At 56.8% G+C, this 18352-nt stretch carries 21 protein-coding genes; 10 read left to right on the top strand and 11 right to left on the bottom strand.

The window, feature by feature from the left end:
* Positions 1–8: 8 nt before the first annotated feature.
* From rlpA to lipA, 5 genes are all read left to right on the top strand, one after another.
* Positions 9–1088, top strand: coding sequence for an endolytic peptidoglycan transglycosylase RlpA (gene rlpA, locus AC6I8D_RS05330; RefSeq protein ID WP_497819757.1), 1080 nt, complete (start codon positions 9–11; stop codon positions 1086–1088).
* A 122-nt stretch (positions 1089–1210) separates the two neighbouring features.
* The gene (gene dacA / locus AC6I8D_RS05325) at positions 1211–2422 is read left to right on the top strand and encodes a D-alanyl-D-alanine carboxypeptidase DacA (RefSeq protein WP_031377759.1); all 1212 of its coding nucleotides are present in this window, start codon (positions 1211–1213) and stop codon (positions 2420–2422) included.
* 100 nt (positions 2423–2522) lie between these two features.
* Entirely contained in the window at positions 2523–2786 is a 264-nt protein-coding gene (gene ybeD, locus AC6I8D_RS05320; RefSeq protein WP_031377758.1) for a DUF493 family protein YbeD, read from the top strand.
* 81 nt (positions 2787–2867) lie between these two features.
* Entirely contained in the window at positions 2868–3527 is a 660-nt protein-coding gene (gene lipB / locus AC6I8D_RS05315; protein ID WP_497819756.1) for a lipoyl(octanoyl) transferase LipB, read from the top strand.
* A gap of 169 nt (positions 3528–3696) precedes the next feature.
* Positions 3697–4662, top strand: a complete 966-nt coding sequence (lipA, locus tag AC6I8D_RS05310; protein ID WP_046288462.1) for a lipoyl synthase — start codon at positions 3697–3699, stop codon at positions 4660–4662.
* 125 nt (positions 4663–4787) lie between these two features.
* Here lipA and tatE read toward each other — a convergent pair whose 3' ends face one another.
* The 6 genes from tatE to AC6I8D_RS05280 all read right to left on the bottom strand — a co-directional run bounded on the left by tatE (position 4788) and on the right by AC6I8D_RS05280 (position 9484).
* Entirely contained in the window at positions 4788–4991 is a 204-nt protein-coding gene (tatE, locus tag AC6I8D_RS05305) for a twin-arginine translocase subunit TatE (RefSeq protein ID WP_031377756.1), read from the bottom strand.
* A gap of 107 nt (positions 4992–5098) precedes the next feature.
* A complete protein-coding gene (locus tag AC6I8D_RS05300) occupies positions 5099–5869 on the bottom strand; it encodes an amino acid ABC transporter ATP-binding protein (RefSeq protein WP_031377755.1) in 771 nt (256 codons plus the stop codon).
* Positions 5866–6822, bottom strand: a complete 957-nt coding sequence (locus AC6I8D_RS05295; protein ID WP_312053657.1) for an amino acid ABC transporter permease — start codon at positions 6820–6822, stop codon at positions 5866–5868. The genes AC6I8D_RS05300 and AC6I8D_RS05295 overlap by 4 nt, the downstream gene beginning before the upstream one ends.
* The gene (locus AC6I8D_RS05290; RefSeq protein WP_312053655.1) at positions 6819–7706 is read right to left on the bottom strand and encodes an ABC transporter substrate-binding protein; all 888 of its coding nucleotides are present in this window, start codon (positions 7704–7706) and stop codon (positions 6819–6821) included. The genes AC6I8D_RS05295 and AC6I8D_RS05290 overlap by 4 nt, the downstream gene beginning before the upstream one ends.
* 24 nt (positions 7707–7730) lie before the next feature.
* Positions 7731–8519 carry a deaminated glutathione amidase gene (locus tag AC6I8D_RS05285; RefSeq protein ID WP_497820655.1) on the bottom strand — a complete coding sequence of 263 codons (789 nt, stop codon included), beginning with the start codon at positions 8517–8519 and terminating at the stop codon, positions 7731–7733.
* Positions 8519–9484, bottom strand: coding sequence for an ABC transporter substrate-binding protein (locus AC6I8D_RS05280; RefSeq protein WP_497819755.1), 966 nt, complete (start codon positions 9482–9484; stop codon positions 8519–8521). The genes AC6I8D_RS05285 and AC6I8D_RS05280 overlap by 1 nt, the downstream gene beginning before the upstream one ends.
* A gap of 129 nt (positions 9485–9613) precedes the next feature.
* On the opposite strand from AC6I8D_RS05280, the gene AC6I8D_RS05275 reads away from it, so the two are divergent.
* Complete coding sequence (locus AC6I8D_RS05275; RefSeq protein WP_497819754.1) at positions 9614–10969, top strand: aminotransferase-like domain-containing protein; 1356 nt, start codon at positions 9614–9616, stop codon at positions 10967–10969.
* Here the strand turns inward: AC6I8D_RS05275 and AC6I8D_RS05270 are convergent.
* A complete protein-coding gene (locus AC6I8D_RS05270) occupies positions 10947–11378 on the bottom strand; it encodes a GNAT family N-acetyltransferase (protein WP_312053651.1) in 432 nt (143 codons plus the stop codon). The genes AC6I8D_RS05275 and AC6I8D_RS05270 overlap by 23 nt on opposite strands.
* 237 nt (positions 11379–11615) lie before the next feature.
* Positions 11616–11825 carry a transcription antiterminator/RNA stability regulator CspE gene (gene cspE / locus AC6I8D_RS05265; RefSeq protein WP_006118399.1) on the bottom strand — a complete coding sequence of 70 codons (210 nt, stop codon included), beginning with the start codon at positions 11823–11825 and terminating at the stop codon, positions 11616–11618.
* Positions 11826–12577: 752 nt separating this feature from the next.
* Here cspE and AC6I8D_RS05260 point away from each other — a divergent pair.
* Entirely contained in the window at positions 12578–12775 is a 198-nt protein-coding gene (locus AC6I8D_RS05260; RefSeq protein ID WP_312053649.1) for a hypothetical protein, read from the top strand.
* A gap of 37 nt (positions 12776–12812) precedes the next feature.
* Here the strand turns inward: AC6I8D_RS05260 and AC6I8D_RS05255 are convergent, their stop codons facing one another.
* The gene (locus AC6I8D_RS05255) at positions 12813–12896 is read right to left on the bottom strand and encodes a small membrane protein YohP (RefSeq protein WP_019105993.1); all 84 of its coding nucleotides are present in this window, start codon (positions 12894–12896) and stop codon (positions 12813–12815) included.
* 256 nt (positions 12897–13152) lie between these two features.
* Here AC6I8D_RS05255 and AC6I8D_RS05250 point away from each other — a divergent pair, with 256 nt between their 5' ends.
* Together AC6I8D_RS05250 and AC6I8D_RS05245 are read left to right on the top strand one after the other, a co-directional pair.
* A complete protein-coding gene (locus AC6I8D_RS05250; RefSeq protein WP_031377748.1) occupies positions 13153–13398 on the top strand; it encodes a hypothetical protein in 246 nt (81 codons plus the stop codon).
* A gap of 129 nt (positions 13399–13527) precedes the next feature.
* Positions 13528–14610 (top strand): malate/lactate/ureidoglycolate dehydrogenase, encoded by a 1083-nt coding sequence (locus tag AC6I8D_RS05245; RefSeq protein ID WP_497819753.1) that lies wholly within the window; start codon positions 13528–13530, stop codon positions 14608–14610.
* A 51-nt stretch (positions 14611–14661) separates the two neighbouring features.
* On the opposite strand, the gene gntT is transcribed toward AC6I8D_RS05245, so the two are convergent.
* Positions 14662–15978, bottom strand: coding sequence for a gluconate transporter (gene gntT / locus AC6I8D_RS05240; protein ID WP_233984943.1), 1317 nt, complete (start codon positions 15976–15978; stop codon positions 14662–14664).
* A gap of 292 nt (positions 15979–16270) precedes the next feature.
* On the opposite strand from gntT, the gene AC6I8D_RS05235 reads away from it, so the two are divergent.
* Positions 16271–17419: an iron-containing alcohol dehydrogenase gene (locus AC6I8D_RS05235; RefSeq protein WP_312053641.1), complete on the top strand. Its 1149-nt coding sequence runs from the start codon at positions 16271–16273 to the stop codon at positions 17417–17419.
* A 76-nt stretch (positions 17420–17495) separates the two neighbouring features.
* Here the strand turns inward: AC6I8D_RS05235 and AC6I8D_RS05230 are convergent, their stop codons facing one another.
* Entirely contained in the window at positions 17496–18332 is an 837-nt protein-coding gene (locus AC6I8D_RS05230) for a Cof-type HAD-IIB family hydrolase (protein ID WP_312758106.1), read from the bottom strand.
* Positions 18333–18352: the final 20 nt, after the last annotated feature.

Raw genomic sequence — 18352 nt, 5'->3', positions numbered from 1 at the left:
GGCTGCAGATGCGTAAGGAATGGCTTGGCGTTGCACTGGCATCACTGGTTCTGGCGGCCTGTACCACGCCCGAACCCCAAAATACCGCGCCGCCGCAACCGGCCTATAATGGCCCGGTGGTAGAAATACCCGGCGTTGAGCCACGCTATGAGCCAATCAATCCCGGCACCAGTCAGGATTACAGCGTCAACGGCAAAAATTACCGCATCATTAAAGATCCGTCGAACTACAGCGAAGTCGGCCTCGCCACCTGGTACGGCGAAGAGGCGCAGGGCAACCGCACCGCCACCGGCGAAGCTTACGATCCTGATGCCCTGACCGCCGCCCATCCGACTTTGCCGCTGCCGAGCTACGTGCGCGTCACCAATATTGCCAATGGCCGCCAGATTGTGGTGCGGGTCAACGATCGTGGCCCGTACACGCCCGGCCGTATCATCGACCTGTCGCGCGCCGCCGGCGATCGTCTGAACATCTCCAATAATTCGCGGGTCCGGGTCGATTACATTAAGGTCGCCCCGGATGGTACGCTCTCCGGTCCCGGCACCATCGGAACGGTGGTGGCGAAACAGAGCTATTCTCTGCCGGCCCGCCCGGATCTTAGCGGCGGCTCGGTGATGAGCGGCGGCAGCGCGGCGGCTTCACAGCCGGTACCGCCACAAGATGTTGAGGCGGTCAGCAACAGCACCTTGCAGAGCAGTGACAACATGGGCGCGCCGGTGCAGAGCAGTGGTTTTCTCGGCGCACCCCAGCCGTTAGCCAGCGGCGTACTGGAAAGCAATGAAGCGGCGGCCAGCGCACCCGCCGTGACGGCCGCGCCTGCCAGCACCGCCCCCGCCGCTACCAGCCCGGCGCAGACGGCCACCGGCTATGTGGTGCAGGTCGGCGCGCTGAACGATCCGGCGCGCGCGCAGCAACTGATGGAAAGCCTGAGCCAGCGTTATGGCGTGCCCGGCAAAGTGGAGACGGCGGGCAATGTGTATCGTGTCCAGCTCGGCGGTTATCCGACCCGTGCCGAAGCGGCCGCGCTGCAACAGCGCCTGAGCAGTGACGGCCAGGCTGCCTCATTTATTACCAATACAGCTCGCTGATTGAACGGTTACCGTTACGTCTGCTAACAACCCAATCATCATGCCCGATGCCGGAAAACCAGCCATTGGGTATGATGAGTGACTTTTTAAACCTCAAAACCACGGATGTTGTAGTCCTACACATGAACACGCTGAAATCATCTCGTTTGCTGAAACGCCTGACAGTGGGATCACTGATCGCCTTCTCTCTCAGCCATGCCGCTATTGCTGATGACGTCAATCTCAAAACCATGATTCCGGGCGTACCGGACATTGATGCCGAAGCGTATGTCCTTATCGACTACAACTCGGGCAAAGTGCTGGCCGAGAAAAACGCTGATGCACGCCGCGATCCCGCCAGTCTGACCAAAATGATGACCAGCTACGTGATTGGTCAGGCGGTCAAAGCCGGCAAAATCCATCAGGACGATCTGGTCACCGTCGGTCCGGATGCCTGGGCTACCGGTAACCCGGTGTTTAAAGGTTCATCGCTGATGTTCCTCAAGCCAGGCGATCGGGTGCCGGTTTCTCAGCTGACGCGTGGGATTGTGCTGCAGTCGGGTAACGACGCCTGTGTCGCCATGGCGGACTATGTCGCCGGCAGTCAGGATGCATTCGTTAACCTGATGAACAACTACGTTAAAGCGATTGGCCTGCAGAACACTCATTTCCAGACGGTACACGGCCTGGATGCTGAAGGTCAGTACAGCTCGGCGCGCGACATGGCGCTGATTGGCCAGGCGCTGATCCGCGACGTACCGGAAGAGTACGCCGTCTATAAAGAGAAAGAGTTCACCTTCAACAACATCCGTCAGATGAACCGTAACGGTCTGCTGTGGGATACCAACCTGAACGTGGATGGCATTAAAACCGGTCATACCAATGCAGCAGGTTACAACCTGGTGGCATCGGCTACCGAAGGCCAGATGCGTCTGATCTCTGCGGTAATGGGTGGTCACACCTACAAAGGCCGCGAGACCGAAAGCAAAAAACTGCTGACCTGGGGCTTCCGTTTCTTTGAAACCGTGGCACCGCTGAAAGCGGGCAAAGAGTTCGCCTCTGAGCCGGTATGGTTTGGCGACAACGATCGCGTCCAGCTTGGCGTTGAAAAAGATGCCTACCTGACCATTCCACGCGGCCGGATGAAAGATCTGAAAGCCAGCTATGTGCTGAACAACACCGAACTGCACGCGCCGCTGAAGAAAAATCAGGTGGTCGGCAGCATTAACTTCCAGCTGGATGGCAAAACCATCGAACAGCGCCCACTGGTGGTGTTGAATGAGATCCAGGAAGGCGGATTCTTCAGCCGCATCGTTGACTACATCAAACTGATGTTCCATCACTGGTTCGGCTAAGCGTGGCGGGTGATTGAAAAGTCGCCCCATCGCCCCCATTACAGGTTATTATGATGCTCCCGCTCAGGCGGGAGTCTGTTTTTTATGCACCGGAGTTAATATGAAAACCAAACTGAATGAACTGCTCGAATTTCCTACCCCGTTTACCTATAAGGTAATGGGTCTGGCGCAACCGGAGCTGGTTGATCAAGTGGTTGAAGTGGTGCAACGCCATGCGCCCGGCGACTACAGTCCTGAAGTTAAGCCGAGCAGCAAGGGCAACTATCACTCCGTCAATATCACCATTACCGCCACCCATATTGAACAGGTTGAACGCCTGTATGAAGAGCTGGGTAAAATCGAAATCGTACGCATGGTGCTCTGATTTGCCGGGTCGGCGAAGCGCCCTTTCCTGACGGTTTGCCGACATTATTCTCAGCTTACTTTGTTAAAGCGGGCCATCGTTTTGTCAGTTGATACCCTTCTCGTCCGCCGGTCAGGTTTACGCGACTGGCAAACCGTCTCCGATGCCATGCATCACTACACCGATCGGCGCGACAGCCTGAGCCGTGATGAAATCTGGCTGGTTGAGCATCCTCCGGTTTTTACCCAGGGCCAGGCGGGCAAGGCGGAACATCTGCTGATGCCCGGCGATATCCCGGTGGTGCAGAGCGACCGCGGCGGTCAGGTCACCTATCATGGGCCGGGTCAGCAGGTGATGTACGTGCTGATCGATATCAAACGACGCAAAATTGGCGTTCGCCAGCTGGTGACGGCGCTGGAAGAGACGGTGATTGCTACGCTGGCCGGTTTTGGTGTCAGCGCCCGGGCACGAGCCGACGCGCCAGGCGTTTATGTCGGCGAGCAAAAAATCTGCTCACTCGGGCTGCGGATCCGCAAAGGCTGCTCGTTTCACGGCCTGGCGCTGAATGTCGCCATGGATCTGGCCCCCTTCTCGCGCATTAATCCCTGTGGCTATGCCGGTATGAGCATGACCCAATTACAGCATTTTCAGCCGGACGTACGGCTGGAACAGGTGCAGGCCCCGCTGGTAGCGGCGTTTGCCCGCCTGACAGGGTATGAAAATGTTCAATGGACAGACCAAGATTTGCCGCTTCAGCCTTAACGCTGAATGCGAATTTACAAATATGTAACCTATCCGCGCTGACGGTGGCTGCTTCCCGGGCGATGAGATGATATAATTTTTGCACTTTTTTCAAATAAAGTTGAAAGCACCCTTCTCGGGTTGAGTGAGAACGCTTTCAAATCGCAATCCGACCGGAACCTGCTGATTTATGAGTAAACCAATTCAGATGGAACGCGGCGTCAAATATCGTGACGCAGACAAAATGGCGCTGATCCCGGTGAAAACCGTGGCCGTTGAACGGCAAGAGATGTTGCGTAAGCCGGAATGGATGAAAATCAAGCTGCCTGCTGACTCCAGTCGTATTCAGGGCATTAAAGCCGCGATGCGAAAAAATGGACTTCACTCAGTCTGTGAAGAGGCCTCCTGTCCTAACCTGGCCGAATGCTTCAACCACGGCACCGCCACCTTTATGATCCTCGGCGCTATCTGTACCCGCCGTTGCCCATTCTGCGATGTGGCGCATGGCCGCCCTAACGCACCCGATGCGAATGAGCCCGGCAAACTGGCGCAAACCATCGCCGACATGGGCCTGCGTTATGTGGTGATCACCTCGGTTGACCGGGACGACCTGCGTGATGGCGGTGCTCAACATTTTGCCGACTGTATCAGTGCGATCCGTGAAAAGAATCCGACCATCAAAATCGAAACGCTGGTGCCTGACTTCCGCGGCCGGATGGATCGGGCGCTGGACATTCTGACCGCCACCCCGCCGGATGTGTTTAACCACAACCTGGAAAACGTGCCGCGCGTTTACCGTCAGGTTCGTCCGGGTGCTAACTATGAGTGGTCACTGAAGCTGCTGGAGCGTTTCAAAGAAGCGCACCCGCATATTCCGACCAAATCAGGTCTGATGGTGGGTCTGGGCGAAACCAATGCGGAAATCGTCGAAGTGATGCGCGATCTGCGTCGTCACGGCGTCACCATGCTGACGCTCGGCCAGTATCTGCAGCCCAGCCGTCACCATCTGCCGGTTCAGCGCTACGTCAGTCCGGCGGAATTTGACGAGATGAAAGAAGAAGCCATGGCGATGGGCTTTACCCATGCGGCGTGCGGTCCGTTTGTCCGCTCTTCTTATCATGCGGATATGCAGGCCAAAGGGCTTGAAGTTAAATAAGCCGGCTGCGCTGTTATGTACGACAGCACCAGTGCCTGAAGACAAAAAAACCAGACTGACAACAGTCTGGTTTTTTAATGTCGCTCTGACATAAAAAGTAACAATTATTTTCAGTGAATAACTGATTAATCTTTATGAACGACGCGTTCAGCCGGGACTTCTTCAGCCGGAGTGCGGGCTGCGCTGGTGTCTTCATCTTTCATGGCTTTCTTGAAGCCCTTGATTGCGGAGCCCAGATCGCCACCCAGAGAGCGTAACTTGTTGGTGCCAAAAAGCAGTACGATAAGCGCACCGATGATCAGCAGTTTGGCAATACTGATACCTTCCATATTTAACCTTTCAACTTCAGCGAATAACGGTGACTGTTATTTACGCGCAGTTTGCGTGCTGCCACAACTGCAATCTGTAACAGAGTAAGATCGGAGCGGCGATTTTATCAGATAAAACGGCTGAGGAAAGCCTGAGTACGCGGATGCTGCGGATTAGCAATCACCTGTTCCGGCGTCCCCTGCTCCACCACCACGCCGCCATCCATAAACACCACCCGGTCGGCCGCCTCACGGGCGAAGCTGATCTCATGGGTTACCACAATCATTGTCAGTCCCTGATCGGCCAGCGTCCGCATGGTCGCCAGAACTTCACCTACCAGTTCCGGGTCCAGCGCCGACGTTGGTTCATCAAACAACATCAACTGCGGCTTAATGGCTAAGGCGCGCGCAATCGCCACACGCTGCTGCTGGCCGCCCGACAGATGGCGTGGCCAGGCATCCGCCTTATCGCTCAATCCCACCGTTGCCAGCAGTGACCGGGCATGCGCCAGAGCCTGCTGACGCGGAAATTTATGCACGCCGATAGGTGCCTCAATAATATTTTGCAGTACCGTCATGTGGGGATAGAGGTTGAACTGCTGAAACACCATGCCAATCTTCTGGCGCTGACGGGCGATCTGACGTGAGGAGAGGCGATGCAGCAGGTTGCGTTTCAGCACGTAGCCGATCTGCTGATCGCCGACCCGTATCGATCCGCCATTCATCTCTTCGAGATGGTTGATGCAGCGCAGAAAGGTCGATTTACCCGAGCCTGAAGGTCCGAGGATCACCACCACCTCACCGGGCCAGACATCAAGATCGATCCCTTTCAACACCTGATTGTCGCCATAACGCTTCTGCACGTTACGGGCGCAGACTAACGGCTCAGCCTGGCTCATTGCTCCTCCTTCTGTTGCTGTGCGGTGGCCGCCAGCGCGCCTGGGCGCTTCGCCACGCTGGCCACCCGCCGGGTGCCACGCGCGTAATAGCGCTCAATGGCGGACTGACCGAGGTTGAGGATTGAGGTAATCAGCAGGTACCAGATTACCGCGACCATCAGCATTGGAATAATTTCAAAGGTGCGGTTGTAGATCGCCTGCACCGAGTAGAGCAGATCGCCCATGGCAATCACGCTCACCAGCGAGGTCGCCTTGATCATGCTGATCAGCTGATTACCGGTGGGCGGGATAATCGAACGCATCGCCTGCGGAATAATAATCCGCCGCAGCGCCCGCGCCCGGCTCATACCAAACGCCTGGGTGGTTTCAACCTGGCCGTTATCCACTGACAGCAGGCCGGCGCGGATAATTTCAGCCATATAGGCGGCTTCGTTGAGCGCCAGCCCGGCGATGGCGGCGGTCAGCGGGGTAATCAGATCGTTGGTATTCCAGCGCGCCAGCGTAATGTCGGTCCACGGCACCGTCAGGGATAACTCAGGAAACAGAGTTGAGAGGTTGTACCAGAAGATCAGCTGCACCAGCAGCGGCGTTCCGCGAAAGAACCAGATATAAAGCCCGGCAATACCGCGCAACAGTCGGTTGTCCGACAGCCGCCAGACGCCTAACAGCAGCCCCAGCAGCGTACCCAGTACCATCGAAACCAGCGTCAGCCCCAGCGTAACCTGCAACCCTTTCAGCACCGAGCCTTCGGTGAACCACTTCAGCACCACCTGCCATTCAAAATTGGGGTTGGTCATCACCAGCCATAGCAGGTCAGAGCCGACCACCAGCACCACAATCCAGCTGATCCAGCGTCCATAGGCCGGCGCGCTGCGGGCGAAAGCCACGTCGCGCAGTTGCGCCTCATCACGCTGCGGTTCCCCGATCGGCGAATCGTGGCGGCTCAGGCTCATTTAGCCTCCTGTTTTGCCAGGTTCAGCCCCGGCGCGGCGGTCATGTTGTCCTCCAGCTGCCATTTCTTCATGATGGCGGCATAGGTTCCGTTCTGATAGAGCACCTTATAAGCATCCAGCACCACGCCGCTTAACGGCGATCCTTTTGGCACCACGGTGCCCTGGAAAATGTCACCGAAGCCATTCTTATGCCCTTTGCCCGCCAGCTCGAGCTGGCCTTTGGCCTGATTAACAAACCAGGTCAGCGGCGCCTGGGAGGAGAAAAAAGCATCTGAGCGTTTCGAGCGCACCGCGAGGATCGACGAAGGCTGATCGGTAAATGCCTGCACCGTGACTGCCGGTTTGCCGGCGGCGGTACAGCGCGCCGATTGTTGACGGATTACCTGCTCCGCAGAGCCAGCCGCCATCACCGCGATCCGTTTGCCACAGGTATCATCAAGCTGGTTGATCTGCGCCGGGTTGCCCTTCTGGACGCCGAACACCACGAATTCCTGCACAAAATCGATGAAGTCCACCTTCTGCTGACGATCCGGATAGTCGCCTATCGGGCCAATCGCCAGCTGATAGCGGCCTGCGTTAATGCCGGTCAGCACGCCGGACAGGCCACTCACCGTGGCGTGATCGATCTTCACACCCAGCAGCTGCGCCAGTGCGGTCGTGAGATCCGCCGATGCGCCCTCCATCGAGTGCGGGCCATTGACGATCTCATACGGCGGGAAAGATCCATTGTTGACCGAAATCATCCGGCCCGCTTTTTTGATCTGATCGGGCAGACGGTCATGTAAAGCCTGATCGACAGTCTGGGTCGGCAGGGTGTCGGCAGCCTGCGCCAGACTGGCAGCCAGACTCAGCGCCAGCGTTAAGGCGGTTACGCGGTTAATCATGGTTCCTCCTCCAGGGTCAGGGTGTCAGTTCAGCTCGGGACGGGCGAAACGACGATTCTCCAGCACCGGCAGCACGCGGCGGGCGTAGGCGATGCGTTCAGGATCAATATCGGCAAACATCAGCGTCGGCGACTCTGCCGCATTAGCGATCACCACGCCCAGCGGATCGACCACCAGGCTGTTGCCGATATTGCGCGGACCACATTCCCCGACGGCCACCACGTAGCAGGTATTTTCCAGCGCCCGGGCGCGGTTCAGCAGCTCCCAGTGCATCTCTTTCAGCGGTCCTTTAACCCACGCGGCAGGCAACACCAGCAGGTCCGCGCCATCCAGCACCAGCCGGCGCGCCAGCTCCGGGAAGCGCACGTCATAACAGGTCATCAGACCAACTTTTAACCCTGCCACCTCGACCAGCGGCGGGATGAGATGGCCCGGATTGACCCGCTGCGACTCCTGCATGGCGAAGGCGTCGTAGAGATGCAGTTTTTCATAGGCCGCAATGATTTCGCCGTTGCGAATAGCGATCAGCACGTTAAGCGCCTTTTGCTCTGCGGCGGGAACGTGCACGCTCATCATGGTGGTGAGCGCGTTATGCTGGCTGGCCGCCAGCAGCTGGCTGACAAACGGACCGTCCAGCGGTTGCGCCGCCTTGAGCACTAAATCGGGATCGGTAATGTCACGCGCCAGCACCCCTTCCGGCAGCACCAGCAGATCGGCACCGCCCGCAGCGGCCCGCTGCATTAACGTCAGGCAGAGGGTGGCGTTCTCCTGCCATTCACGGCTGACGGCAAATTGTCCCAACGCAACTTTCATCATTTCTCTCCTCCTGCCAGCGGAAATATCGCTTCCGGCGTCAGCAATCTGTGGGTTAATCCCTGCTGGAACAGTTCACGGCCAAAATCCGCAATCATCTTTCTATTAGCGGCAAAACCATTCTGATTCCAGCTGGCCGGTAATTCCTGCGCGGTTCGTCGCAAATCGTCCAGCAGCCACGGCGTGGTGTCGGCATATTTCTCCCTTTTCTGCATCCACAAGGCATAAGAGCGATCGATCACCTCGCTGAGTGCGGCAGGCAGCCACGGATGCTGCGCCGCCAGCGCCGGTTTCATCGCCAGAATATGAATGCCGGGCACGTAGCCGACGCGGTTGAAGTAGGCCCGCTCAGCCTGATAGAAGTCAGGCTGGAGCTGACGCAGACCGGACGCCGGCAGGAAAAAACCTTCCGGCATAAACGGGGTAAACACCGCCTCCAGCTCACCCGCTTTCAGCAGCTCAATCAGCGGCCGCTCACCCGGCGCAGGCTCAATCCGGCCCGGTCGGCCAAAGCCCGCCAGCCGGTCGACAATCGGGTGATCGGCGGTCAGCCGCCCGGCAAACCAGCGGACATCATCAATCTCCACGCCTGCTTCGCGCAGTACCGTACGCGTCCAGGTATTGCCCGAATCCTGCCAGCCGGTAACCCCGATTCTTTTCCCTTTCAGCGCTGCAGGCGTGGTGATGGGACTCTCCGCCGTGGTAATGATGCAGCGCTGACGAAAGCCGCGCATCAGGAAGTGCGGCAAGCCCAGCAGTGACGCATCGTCTCTGGCCCGCGCCTGGGCGTAACGGCTGAACGACACTTCACCGGCGTCATAATCGGGGCTGCTGGCGAGGTCATTAACCAGCGTTCCGACCCGATCGATTTGCAGATCAAAGTTGTCCGGTGTGATATCGCCCAGCGCCAGGGGCGTAAAGTAGTCCCAGTCGCGCACTGCCAGTCGGATACTCAGCCTTGCCATGATCTCTCCGTTTACGCCGTGCCGTGAGGCCGGGCGGGTTGATACTTCAAATAGTGCTTGAATTTGATACTAGATCCGGAATACTGACCTGAACAATCATTAATTTGTTACTGAACAAAGTATTTTCTTATGACGCAAATGGTCGACCTGAACTGGTTTTGTAATCAGATAACGACGCCTTCGGTAAAAGGGATTGCTCAGGTGGCATCAGGCCTGATTCGTGACGGGCAGATTGCCGTCGGGATGCAGATGCCGGCGGTGCGGGAAATCGCGGAGCGGCTGGGGATCAGCCCGGCAACCGTTTCTGCTGCCTGGTCGCGGCTCAGGCAGCAGAAAGTTCTGGCGGGTAAAGGACGCAGTGGCGTCTGGGTCAGCGGCAATAGCGACATGCCGCGACCGATCCGCTTTGAAAAAATCGGCAATTATGGCGAGCACATTCGCGCCGATCTGGCGATGGCCTCTCCCGATCCCGCGCTGTTACCCGACCTGCAAAACGCGCTGCAGGCGGCGTTGCGATCGCCGCAGCTGAACAGCTACACCCGCGAAGCCATTTCAGCGCCGCTGCTGCAGGCGATAACGCCGCGCTGGCCTTATCCGGCGGAAGCCTTCCTGGCGACCGATGGCGGTTTCGATGCGATGAATTTGCTGGTGCAGACGCTGGTTTCGCCTGGCGATCGGGTGATCATTGAAGATCCCACCGCCACCCGCCTGCTGGATATGCTGGATAATGTCGGCGCTGAAATTTTGCCGCTGGCCTGTGATGACGAGGGGCCATTGCCTGAAGTGTTAAGCACCCTGCTGACTCGCGCGCCGGTGATGCTGATTTATCAGCCGCGCACCCATTCGGCCACCGGGCGGACCATCAGAGTGGCGCGGCGTCTGGCGCTGGCTCAGGTACTGGCAAACAGCAGCACGCTGATTGTGGAGGATGATGGCATTGGTGATCTTTCGGCTGCGCCGAGCTGGAGCCTGGGGACGCAGTTTCCCGAGCGTACCCTGCATGTCCGCTCCTTTTCCAAAGCCTACGGGCCCGATTTGCGGCTGGCGGTGTTATCCGCCACGGCGGAGATGGTAAAGCGTATTCAGGCGTGGCGAAACTTTGGCGTCAGCTGGACCAGCCGTATTTTGCAGGATGCGGTGGCGTGGCTGCTGGCAGACGAGGCGACCCAACAGCAGATTGCCACGGCGCGCGAAGTCTATCATCAGCGTCGCGATCAACTGCGCCAGGCGCTGGCGCAGCGCGGACTGGTGCTACCGCCACGGGATGGACTGAGCCTCTATATTCCGGTGGTCTCAGAGCAATTCGCCATGATTACGCTGGCCGCGCGCGGTATCGCCGTGTTACCCGGTGAGCGTTGCCGGCTGGGGCCGACCCAGTTTATCCGGGTCAGTATTGCCAGCCTGAAAGATCAGCAGCGTGAGATGATCGCCGACGCGCTGGTCATCGCGTCCGGCCGGGAGGCTAGCGTGCGGGCAGATCTTTAACGTGATAGCGCGGCGATTCAACGTAACCCTCACGGGCATAAAACTGATTCGCCTTGAGGCGGGATTGATGGCAATGCACTTCCATCCGATCGCATCCGCGCGCTGCTGCCAGCGACTCGGCGTGCTGTAACAGCTGCTGGCCAACCCCTTTACTGCGCTCACCTTCCGCAATGCAGAAATAGCTGATGCGCGCGAAGTCCCCGGCCAGCGCCAGCTGCGGTATAAAATGCATCGATAAAAAGCCAAGCACCTGATTACCGAACTCGGCTACCAGTAATGCTTCGCTGGGATCGCTGCTTAACTGCGCCAGACGCTGCTCAATAAAATTTTCCGTGCCGCCGTAGCCTAACTCGCTCAGCAGTGCACTGAGCGCAAAACTGTCTTTTAAATCCGCCTGACGTATATTCATCCTGTTTCCTCAGTCGCCCGATGCCATCATGTTGTTATATAGCGTTGGACAACAAAAAGCTGTAAGTAAGGTTGTTAGAATTATGTTACGAGGATTTATTGTGAAGCGCCGCGCAGTTTGTGCGGCCAGCGCGCCAGCGCAGGGGCGTTTGCAAGAGGGTTGAATGCAGAGGTATCACGGATGACAGCCATAAAAAAACCCGCCATCAGGCGGGTTTTTAGAATTCTGACTGTTAACTTACAGACTGATAACGTTAGCAGCAGATGGGCCTTTCGCGCCGTCGGTGATTTCAAACTCAACGCGCTGACCTTCAGCCAGAGTTTTGAAGCCGTTGCTCTGGATTGCAGAGAAATGTACGAATACATCTTTGCTGCCATCTTCAGGAGTAATGAAACCGAATCCTTTGGATTCATTAAACCACTTAACGTTACCTTTGATCTTAGACATCTATATTACCTTTACATGAAAAATGGACACTAAACTGTGTCGCCATCTAGTACAGCAATTGCGGAGGGATTTGTCCAGTGCGATTTGATGAAAAAGTGATAAATTTCGACTTTCTGCTTACCCATCACACTTTCCTACTTTTAACCTTGCCAAAAAACCCTTTTTTGTTGCAGGGCAATTATCTGCAGGATAAAGGTAACCCGCTGGAAACTGGGTGCTTTTTAGCTCAGTCAGTCAGGCTGGCTTCAGGTTAAGCGATAAAATCTGATTTGCCGATAAGCCGGCTATCCTGCGCTAAAAATCGCATTTCATCGCCATTTTAGCGGATAGCAAGCTCGCCGCTCAGGACATTTTTGTCATTTTTATCCGTCGTTCAGCCCGTTTTTGCTCCCTATTCCGCCTGCGGCATACGCGACGCATCAGGCAAGCGCCTGATGCGTCGGCGTCACTGCCGGTTAAATCTGCTTTTTACCGGCTGCGGGTCGGGCTGCTTTAGCGCTTAAGGCGCGGCAGACCGCTCGCCTGCTCATATTTAAGGCTAAAGATAAAAAACATTGATTCAAATCAAAGAAATGCCTTTTTACCGTCAGATACGCATTTGGCAACAAACAATAGCGGAGATAAGTCACTATTTTTTTCTGCGCCCGAAAAGATAATATTGGCAGGCAATAAATAAGGAATATTTACCTGTCAGATTGATCAGCGGCTAAACCCATTTTCGTGACTTACAGGGAGATAGCATCAGGATGGTAATGAAAATTCGTTGTAACCAATGCGGCAGTGCCCGGTTTATTTTTACCGAACGCGATGGTGAAGCTTTCACTTTCCACGGTGCCTGTTGTGCACACTGTAAAAAACGGCTGGAGGCCAAAGATCTGCTGCCTGAAACATCAATGGACCCGATCGCACATTGCCTGATCGATCAGAATAAAAATGCGTCGGGCACCTGAATAAGGTGCCCGGTGAAGCTGAAACCGACCAGCACGATCAGAAAATCAGTTTGAAGACCCCTGTCAGGGTGAGCAGACCTACGATAAAAATAATGGCAATAATCCACAGAATAATTTTCATTTCCTTCTCCCTCACCAATAAAAAAACCTTTCCCCTAAACAGTATAGCCAAAAAAAACGCCTATGCCGCTTCCCTTGCCGGCGAGGAAATCTGACCGCTGGTTATCGCTTCGCTAATTAAAATTCTGCGAACCGGATCGCATCCCGCAATTTTCGCCGCGGCTGATTTTCGATTTGCAGAAAATTCCTGGCTAAAATTTAACCGGCAAGGCAGGCCTCTTTGGTTATGACCTGAATATGCTTAGCTAGGAGATCTTATGACCACCATTAATACCAGCATGGGCCGCTACAGCCTTAAGGCAAAAAATAGCGGCGACCACATCAAAGGCTCTTTCGCCATCAATGATGAGGGCGGTACTCAACTCACGATGCAGGAGTTTGAGGAGCATTACCTTGATGATGTAGTGAATAACGTGATTTATCCGGTTACTGGCGGCAATCGCGAAATTGCGCGTGCGCTGCGGGAACAGATGATTAAAGCCGGTTTTGAACAGCCACATTAAGCTGTTCTGCCACATTCTGTCAGCGAAATTCCGGGCCGCGCACTGCGGCCCTTTTCCTGCTTAAAAACTGACTTGCCGTGCTTCCTTTTTCGCCGCAGGATGAGCTATCCCACTGAAAAGGAGTACAACGTGAGCAGCCTACTTCACATTAATGCTACGCGTCTGCATCAGTTCACCGAAGCAATCTGGCTTGCTGCCGGCAGTCAGCCGGAAGAAGCGCGTCTGGTGGCCGATCACCTGGTGGCTGCCAACCTCGCCGGGCACGATTCGCACGGCGTTGGCATGATCCCCAGTTACATGGCGTCGCTGAAACAGGGACATCTGCAACTCAATCAGCATCCTACCCTGGATAAAGACAACGGCGCGGTGCTGACGCTGAATGCCCATCAGGGCTTCGGACAGGTTGCCGCCTGGCAAGCGATGAAGCTCGGCATTGAGCGGGCGCAGAAACTGGGCATCGCCGCGGTCGGTCTGCACCATTCGCACCACATCGGCCGTATCGGTCACTGGGCCGAGCAATGCGCGGCGGCGGGTTTCGTCTCCTTCCATTTCGTAAATGTGATGGGTGACCCGATGGTGGCGCCATTCGGCGGCAGCGATCGGCGCTTTGGCACTAATCCGTTTTGCGCCATTTTTCCGCGCCCGCATGCCCGGCCGCTGCTGCTCGATTTCGCCACCAGCGGCATCGCCTATGGCAAAACCCGGGTGGCATGGAACAAGGGTGTCGAAGTCGCACCGGGTTACCTGATCGATGCGCAGGGTCAGCCGACGACTGACCCCGGCGTGATGCACCAGTCACCGCATGGTTCACTGCTGCCCTTTGGCCTGCACAAGGGCTATGCGCTGGCGACGCTGTGTGAAATTCTCGGCGGCGCGTTGTCGGGTGGACGCACCACGCATCAGGCCACCTTGCAGAGCGGCAATGACGCCATCTTTAACTGTATGACCACCATTATCCTCAATCCACAGGCGTTTGATGCCCCCGCGATGCAGGATGAGGCAGAAGCCTTTCTTGACTGGGTTAAAGCGTCGCCACGCAGCGGTGACGCGCCGATTCAGGTACCGGGTGAATGGGAAGAGAGCAATCGTATCATCCGCAGTCGTGAGGGCATTCCGCTGGATAGCACCAGCTGGCAGCAGATCTGTCAGGCAGCCACAGAGGCAGGGATGTCGGCGGAGGAACTGGCGGCTTTCCGCGCGCTGGCGGTGTAACGCAGGCGGGAACAGTCAGCCGCTGGCAGATTGCCTGCCAGCGGCTACGGGTTAAATCACCATCGACAGCAGTAAGCAACCGATCAGGCCACAGACGGAAATGATGGTTTCCAGCGCCGACCACGAACGAATGGTTTCACCGATCGTCAGGTTGAAATACTCCTTAAACAGCCAGAAGCCAGGATCGTTGACGTGAGAGAAAATCACGCTGCCTGAACCAACCGCAATCACCATCAGTTCCGGGCTGGCACCGCTGGTGACAATCAGCGGCGCGACAATGCCACCGGCGGTGATCGCCGCAACCGTTGCCGACCCCAGCGCAATGCGCAGTACCGCCGCAATCGACCACGCCATAAAGATCGGTGACAGCTGGGTAGAGTGCATCATGTTAGCGATATATTTATCCACGCCGCTGTCGACCAGCACCTGCTTAAAGGCACCGCCACCACCGATGATTAACAGCATCATGGCGATGATTTTGATCGAATCGCTCAGGGTCTCCATCACCTGATCCATGCTGCGGCCACGGTTCAGACCGAAAGTGAAGATCGCAATCAGTACCGCAATCAGCGTAGCCATCACCGGATCGCCGAAGAACTCGGCGTAAGGCAGCAGCGCATGGCCTTTCGGCAACAGCATCTCGGCCACCGCACGCAGCGCCATCAGCACTACCGGCACCAGTGAGGTCCAGACGCTGACGCCAAAGCCTGGCATCTCTGCTTCGGTAAAGGTTTTCGGGTTATAAAGCCCCTGCGGGATCGGCTTATCGATGCCTTTCAGGAAGCGGGCATAGACCGGACCGGCCAGAATCACGGTAGGAATGCCGAGCAGCGTACCGAACAGCAGCGTTTTCCCCATATCCGCGTTGAACAGCGTGGCAATGGCGGTCGGGCCCGGATGCGGCGGTAAAAAGCCGTGCGTCACCGAGAGCGCGGCGGCCATCGGCACCCCGACATAGAGCAGCGGAACGCGCGCCGATGCGGCCACGCTGAACACCAGCGGCAGCATCAGGACAAAGCCCACTTCATAGAACAGCGCAAAGCCGACGATAAAACCGGTCAGCACCAGCGCCCACTGAATATGCTTTGTGCCGAACTTTTCGATTAAGGTGGTGGCAATCCGCTGCGCGCCCCCGCAATCGGCCAGCATCTTACCGAGCATGGCACCAAAGCCCATGATCAGCGCCAGGCTGCCGAGCGTGCCGCCCACGCCAGCTTTAATCGAGGTAATCACTTTATTGACCGGCATGCCCTGCATCACACCGACCGCCAGCGCCACCAGAATGAGCGCGATAAATCCATTAAGCTTAAAGCGAATCATCAGCAGCAGCAGTAACGCGACGCCGATCGCCACATAGAGTAATGGCATAGGTTTTCTCCACCTTACGCACTGAACGGTGTTCAGTGCCGGTTTATTATCATCATCCCCTGGGGGCTACAAAACAGTGCGCTTGAAAGAGTTTTTAACATTCCGACAACCGCTGTTACCGATAACATGTTAAGGGTAACATCCGCAGGAAAGCACCACCCCGCCGCCAGTGAATTTCTGTTTTGCGAAGGTGATCAACTTTTTGCCACGGCGTTATCAGAAAGTTTGCCAGTGCTGGCGGCGCGCTTTTCGTTACACTCAGATTTTAGCGAAAATGTAAAAGGATGCGCTGGTGAGTGAGAATCTGAGTGAGCTGTACAGTAATCAACGAACCCTGTTCGGACGCGGCAGTCTTGATAAGCTGGTGCCGCTGCTGGCTGCGCAGTCTCAGCCTACCCTGCTGTTTTGTGGACAATCGTTTTTACAGAGCGCGGCTTATGACCGCCTGAAAGCGGATCTTAACCGTCAGATTATTGGCTATGAGATTGTCAGCCATGAAGCTTCGCCGGCTGACATTGACGGCTGGGTCGCGCGCTGGCGCGGCCATGTGGACCGGGTGGTGGCGATTGGCGGCGGCAGCGTGCTGGATGCGGCCAAAGCCTTCAGTGCCATGATGCAGCATCCTCTGCCGACCGCCCGTTATCTGGAAAAAGTCGGCGACACGCCGGTCCAGCCGGTGACGCTGCCGCTGATCGCCATCCCGACCACCGCCGGAACCGGCAGTGAAGTGACGCAAAATGCGGTGGTCACCGACCAGCACGATATTCAGGTGAAAGCCTCACTGCGCCATGCGGTGTTTGTGCCGCAGGTGGCAATTCTTGATCCGGACCTGCTGAAAGGCACACCCGACCCGATACTGGCGACCTGTGGCATCGATGCCTTTACCCATCTGTTTGAAGCCTGGCTTTCCAGCAAAGGCAATCTGTTTACCCGCCAGCTGGCGCTGACCGGCCTACGCCAGTTTGTTCAGGCCTGGCCCAACCTCAACCGGCAGGACGCCGACGGCGACCGGGCGCGTGAGGCGATGATGATGGCGTCATGGCTGGGCGGCGTCAGTCTCAGCAGCGCCGGGCTGGGAGTGATCCACGGTATTGCTGGCGAACTGGGGGCGATCAAACCGTTTCATCATGGTGAAGTGTGTGGACGCCTGCTGTTTCCGTTCCTTGACCAGCTGGCTGACAGTACCCATCCGCAGCAGCGTGCATTAATGGATGAGCTGCATCAGCAGCTTTTTAGCGAGCCGACCGACTCAGCGGCCAGCTTCCTGAAGCAGTGGCTGCAGCAGCAGGCGATTACCCCGTTCTGGCACGGAGGGCCCAGCCTGACCGCCGACGAGGTGGAGTGGGTACTGGCACGCGCTAACAGCAAAAATTCTCTGGTAAATTACACTCGCGAACAGATGCATGCCATGCTCGCCCAGGCGTGGACCCTGACCCACTGATCCACGCAGCGTGGCTTGCCTTTCCCGGCCACGCCGCGCCTGACCGGCCAGCGGTGACCGCGCCCTGGCCGCGCTGTTAGCCCGCCGGGCCGGCAAACGGCCCCTCACCCGCCAGCATCTGCTCAATCACCTGCAGCACCCCCTGCTGATTATTGGTCGGGGCCAGGTAGCGGGCAGCCTTTTTCACCCGCTCCGGCGCGTTGCCCATGGCAAAGCTGAAGCCCGACTGTTTCAGCATTTCCAGATCGTTACCGCCATCGCCAAACGCCAGCACCTGGTCATGATGGATGCCCCAACGCTGTGCCAGCAGCTCCAGGCCATGAGCTTTGTGATTGCCCGGCACAATCAGGTCAACCGAACCATGCCCGCTGGAAGTCGCCGCGACTTTGCCCTGGTGTAACCGTTCGATATCGGCCATCAGCGGTTCGATGTAGTCATCCGACAGATTAAGCGCGAACTTAAAGAGCCGGTCGTCTGCGGTCTCCTCCAGGCTGCGAATCGGCTTGAGCCGGTGACAGTAGTGCCGCATCTTAACCAGCCACGTCTCTTCCATACCCTCGAAGTAATAGGCGCTGTTACGCCCACACAGCAGATAACGCAGGCCGGGATAGTGACCGTTTTGCAGCGTGCCGATTACCGCATTGACATCGCTACGGTCGAAAGCGCCGCAAAACAGCTCTTCGTCACGATCGATTATCCATGCGCCATTCTCCGCCACAAAAGCAATTTCGCTGGCGATCTCCGGGAAGAAGGATTTGAGCTGGTAATACTGATTGCCGCTGGCAACGACAAATTTTATCTCGCGGGCGGTGAGCTGCTGATAGCAGTCGAGAAAGCGGGATCGATTGTACTGCTTCTGGTCATCCAGAAAGGTGCCATCCATATCTACCGCAACCATCTTAACCGTCGTCATCATGACTCCTTACACGCCAG

This window comes from Pantoea sp. X-Soil-MYKO-1785, from assembly GCF_059730675.1.
The sequence above is the reverse complement of the archived record's forward strand: the minus strand, read 5'-3'. Positions and strand labels throughout refer to the sequence as shown.

Excerpts from the sequence above, each read along its gene's own strand:
- AC6I8D_RS05230 (WP_312758106.1), bottom strand. The coding sequence starts at position 18,332 with ATGACGACGGTTAAGATGGTTGCGGTAGATATGGATGGCACCTTTCTG.
- AC6I8D_RS05250 (WP_031377748.1), top strand. The coding sequence starts at position 13,153 with ATGACCACCATTAATACCAGCATGGGCCGCTACAGCCTTAAGGCAAAA.
- AC6I8D_RS05280 (WP_497819755.1), bottom strand. The coding sequence starts at position 9,484 with ATGGCAAGGCTGAGTATCCGACTGGCAGTGCGCGACTGGGACTACTTT.
- AC6I8D_RS05255 (WP_019105993.1), bottom strand. The coding sequence starts at position 12,896 with ATGAAAATTATTCTGTGGATTATTGCCATTATTTTTATCGTAGGTCTG.
- AC6I8D_RS05260 (WP_312053649.1), top strand. The coding sequence starts at position 12,578 with ATGAAAATTCGTTGTAACCAATGCGGCAGTGCCCGGTTTATTTTTACC.
- cspE (WP_006118399.1), bottom strand. The coding sequence starts at position 11,825 with ATGTCTAAGATCAAAGGTAACGTTAAGTGGTTTAATGAATCCAAAGGA.
- rlpA (WP_497819757.1), top strand. The coding sequence starts at position 9 with ATGCGTAAGGAATGGCTTGGCGTTGCACTGGCATCACTGGTTCTGGCG.
- AC6I8D_RS05290 (WP_312053655.1), bottom strand. The coding sequence starts at position 7,706 with ATGATTAACCGCGTAACCGCCTTAACGCTGGCGCTGAGTCTGGCTGCC.
- AC6I8D_RS05270 (WP_312053651.1), bottom strand. The coding sequence starts at position 11,378 with ATGAATATACGTCAGGCGGATTTAAAAGACAGTTTTGCGCTCAGTGCA.
- lipA (WP_046288462.1), top strand. The coding sequence starts at position 3,697 with ATGAGTAAACCAATTCAGATGGAACGCGGCGTCAAATATCGTGACGCA.
- AC6I8D_RS05295 (WP_312053657.1), bottom strand. The coding sequence starts at position 6,822 with ATGAGCCTGAGCCGCCACGATTCGCCGATCGGGGAACCGCAGCGTGAT.
- AC6I8D_RS05285 (WP_497820655.1), bottom strand. The coding sequence starts at position 8,519 with ATGAAAGTTGCGTTGGGACAATTTGCCGTCAGCCGTGAATGGCAGGAG.
- ybeD (WP_031377758.1), top strand. The coding sequence starts at position 2,523 with ATGAAAACCAAACTGAATGAACTGCTCGAATTTCCTACCCCGTTTACC.
- AC6I8D_RS05300 (WP_031377755.1), bottom strand. The coding sequence starts at position 5,869 with ATGAGCCAGGCTGAGCCGTTAGTCTGCGCCCGTAACGTGCAGAAGCGT.
- tatE (WP_031377756.1), bottom strand. The coding sequence starts at position 4,991 with ATGGAAGGTATCAGTATTGCCAAACTGCTGATCATCGGTGCGCTTATC.
- gntT (WP_233984943.1), bottom strand. The coding sequence starts at position 15,978 with ATGCCATTACTCTATGTGGCGATCGGCGTCGCGTTACTGCTGCTGCTG.
- dacA (WP_031377759.1), top strand. The coding sequence starts at position 1,211 with ATGAACACGCTGAAATCATCTCGTTTGCTGAAACGCCTGACAGTGGGA.
- AC6I8D_RS05275 (WP_497819754.1), top strand. The coding sequence starts at position 9,614 with ATGACGCAAATGGTCGACCTGAACTGGTTTTGTAATCAGATAACGACG.